The organism is Nocardia puris (genome assembly GCF_003315035.1).
Taxonomy (GTDB): domain Bacteria; phylum Actinomycetota; class Actinomycetes; order Mycobacteriales; family Mycobacteriaceae; genus Nocardia; species Nocardia puris.
In genome coordinates this window covers 1-3,504 of sequence record NZ_QNRE01000046.1, presented here as the reverse complement: position 1 = coordinate 3,504, position 3,504 = coordinate 1, and the positions used below count along the sequence as shown (strand labels likewise).

Sequence of the window (3,504 nt, the reverse complement as noted above, 5' to 3'; positions counted from 1 at the left end):
ACATCCAAACCACCCTCAACCACACCCCACAAACCACCACCATCAACCACCCCACCCGGAAAACGACAACCCACACCCACCACCGCAACAGGCTCGTCCGGTTCGGACGCCACCCTCGTGATGGCGACCGCCGGCGCGCGCTTCTCGGCGCCGGCCAGGTCGTCGGAGAGCCGCGCGGCCAGCGCGGCCGGCGTCGGGTGATCGAAGACCAGCGTGGCGGGCAACCGCACCCCGGTGGCTTCACCGAGTTTGTTGCGGAGTTCGACCGCGGTGAGCGAGTCGAATCCCATTTCCTGGAACTGTCTTTCGGCGTCGACCGCACCGGAATCGCTGTGCCCCAGCACCGTCGCGGCGGTGCCGCGCACGAGATCGAGCAGCGCGGCCGCGCGCTCGGTGGCGGAGAGGCGCGCCAGCCGCGCCGCGAGTCCGCTCTCGGTGCGCCGCCTGGTACGCGCCGGTGCGAACCGGCGCAGCACCGCGGGCACTCGGGCGTCCGGGCTGCGCAGCGCGTCGGTGTCGAGTCCGGTCGCGGCCAGCACCGCGTGGTCGAGGCCGATCGCGTCGTCCAGGGCGCGCAGGCCCGCCTCGGTGGAGAGCGGGCGCACGCCGATGCGGCGGATGCGGTCGCGGTCCACGGCACTCATCTCGTCGGTGAGGCCGGTGCTCTCCTCCCACAGTCCCCACGCGATCGACAGCGCGTGCAGCCCTGCGGACCGGCGATGCTCGGCCAACGCGTCCAGGAAGGTGTTGGCGGCGGCGTAGTTGGCCTGCCCGGCCGTGCCGACCAGACCGGCCAGCGACGAGAACAGCACGAACGCACCGAGATCCAGCGCGCGGGTGGCCTCGTGCAACGCCCATGCCGCGTCCACCTTCGGTCGCAGCACAGTGTGCAGCTGCTCGGTGGTCAGCGAGGCGAGGACGCCGTCGGCGAGCACACCGGCGGTGTGCACGACGGCGGACACCGGATGCTCGGCCAAGACGGCGGTGAGCGCGTCCCGGTCGGTCACATCGCAGGCGACCAGCGCGACCTCGGCGCCGAGTTCGCTCAGCGCGTCTCGCAATTCGACGGCGCCGGGCGCGTCGGCGCCGCGCCTGCTCAGCAGCACCAGCTGTCGCGCTCCGTGCGCGGTGACGAGGTGCTTGGCGGTGGCCGCGCCGAGCGTGCCGGTGCCGCCGGTGATCAGCACGGCGCCGGTGGTCCATGGATTGCGCTGGGCAGCAGCGGTTTTCCGGACGCGCGCCAGGCGCGGCACGTGCAGTGCGCCGCCGCGGATCGCGAGCTGCGGTTCGCCGGTGGCCAGTGCGGCGTCGAGGCTGTCCCAGGATCGGAGGTCGCCGTCGACATCGATCAGGGTGAACCGGTCGGGCTGTTCGGTGAGCGCCGAACGGATCAGGCCCCAGACGCCGGCGTGGGCCAGGTTGTCCGCGCCGGGGCCCGCCGCTGATTCGGTGGCGACCACGAGTCGCGTGTCCCGGAAACGCTCGTCGGTGAGGACGGTCCGCGCGGCGTTCAGCGCGTCCTCGATCACCGCGTGCGCGGCGTCGGGTGTCGGCTCGTCGGAGCGGGAGGCGCGGGGTGTGAAGAGGATGACGGGATGGGTGCCGGTCACGGCCCCCAGATCGGCGTACCGCGTCGGCACGCCGGGCACGTCGTCACCGATGGCCGCCCAGGTACTGCGATCGGAGGGCACGGCCGGGGAACGGATTTCGTCCCACTGCGGCACGAACAGCGTGTCGTCGGCGGTGGCCGCCGCAGCCTGCGGGCGCAGCGCCAGGGAAGTCACGGTGACTACGGGTGTGCCGAGTTCATCGGTGAGCGCCATCCGGACGGCGTCGGCGCCGGCCGGGGCGAGGTGCGCGCGCAGGGCGGTAGCCGCCGCGCGCGGAACGGTCACGCCCGACCACGAGAACGGCAGCAGCGCGGGACGATCGGGGTCGGCGATGCCGGGGACGAGCGGATGCGAGGCCGCGTCGAGCAACGCCGGGTGCAGCGTGAATCCCGATGCGCCGGAAGAGGTCTCCGAATCATCCTCGGGCAGCGTGAGTTCGGCGTAGTAGTCGTCTCCGCGCCGCCAGAGTGCGCGCAGACCGCGGAACAGCGGGCCGTACCCGTAGCCGTGGTCGGCCGCGTTGTCGTAGGCGTCGTCCAAGGCGATCTCGGTGGCGCCCGCTGGCGGCCACTGCTCGAGCGCATCCGCCTCGGCGGCGTCGTCGCCGGGAGCGAGCGATCCGGTGGCGTGCGTGCGCCATTCGCGCTCGCCGTCGGACCGGGACTGGATGTCGAGCCGTCGCACGCCCTCGTCATCGGCCGCGCCCACATTCACGCGGACGGTGACCGGCCGATCGGTGAGTTCCAGCGCGCCCGCGATGGTGAATTCCTCGACCCGGTACAGCTCGGGCTCCACGGCGCCCGCCGCGCGGAAGGCGAGTTCCAGCAGCAGCGTTCCCGGCACGATGGTGGATGCACCGATCGTGTGCTGGGTGAGCCAGGGCTGCGTGGCGGGGTCGAGGGTGCCGGTGAGGACCGTGGTGTCGGCGTCGGACACGTGGAGCGCACCGGTGAGGACCGGATGATCGATCGGGTCCAGACCGCCGCCGGTGGTGGTCCGGGTGCTCGGGTGGAGCCAATACCGTTGCCGCTGGAAGGCGTACGTCGGCAGTTTCACCTTCTTCGCGCCGGTCCCGGCGTAGAAGGCCGCCCAGTCGATGTCGGCGCCGAGGCAGTGCAGCCGCGCGAGACCGTCGATCAGGCTCTCGGATTGGCCGGTGACGGAGTCGCCACTGTTCTCGGCGTCGACGTTCCGGTTGCGCGCCTGCAAGGCGACGGCGGGGGTCTGCGTGAGACCGTCGAGCAGCGGGGTGAGGATCGCATCGGGGCCGACTTCGGCGATCGCCGCCAAGCCCAGCTCATCGAGAGTACTTGCGGCGTCGGCGAATCGGACGGCCTGGCGGATCTGGCGCACCCAGTATCCGGCGTCGACGGTGTCGATCTGGGCACCGGTGAGGGTAGACACCCATGGCAGGGAGGGCCGTGCGTAGGTCACGGATTCGGCGACCGCCCGGAACTCCTCGAGCATGGGCTCCATCAGCGCCGAATGGAACGCGTGGCTGACGGTGAGCCGCTTGTGCCGCACGTCCAGCGCCGCGACAACCCGGTCGACGGCGTCGGCCGGACCCGAGATCACCACGGACTCCGGCCCGTTCACCGCCGCTATCGAGACCCCACCGACTGTCGCCGGGGCGGAGTCGTTTCCGTTCGAGAGAACACCGGCCGCGGGACCGGCGAGGTGATCGGCCGCGGGACCGGCTGACTGATCGGCCGCGCGTTCGGCGGCGACTTCGGTGAGGAGTTGTTCGACCCGCTCTTCGGACGCGGTGACGGCCACCATGGCCCCGCCTTCGGGGAGCCCCTGCATGAGTTTGCCGCGCGCCACAACGAGTTTCGCCGCGTCGGCGACCGACAGCACCCCCGCCACCACCGCCGCCGCGAACTCACCGACCGAG

The 3,504-nt window shown here is 71.9% G+C and carries 1 protein-coding gene; it reads right to left on the bottom strand.

Annotated elements, in window-relative coordinates:
* A partial coding sequence (locus DFR74_RS35110) for a type I polyketide synthase (protein ID WP_113975432.1) occupies positions 1-3,504 on the bottom strand: 3,504 nt, incomplete at both ends.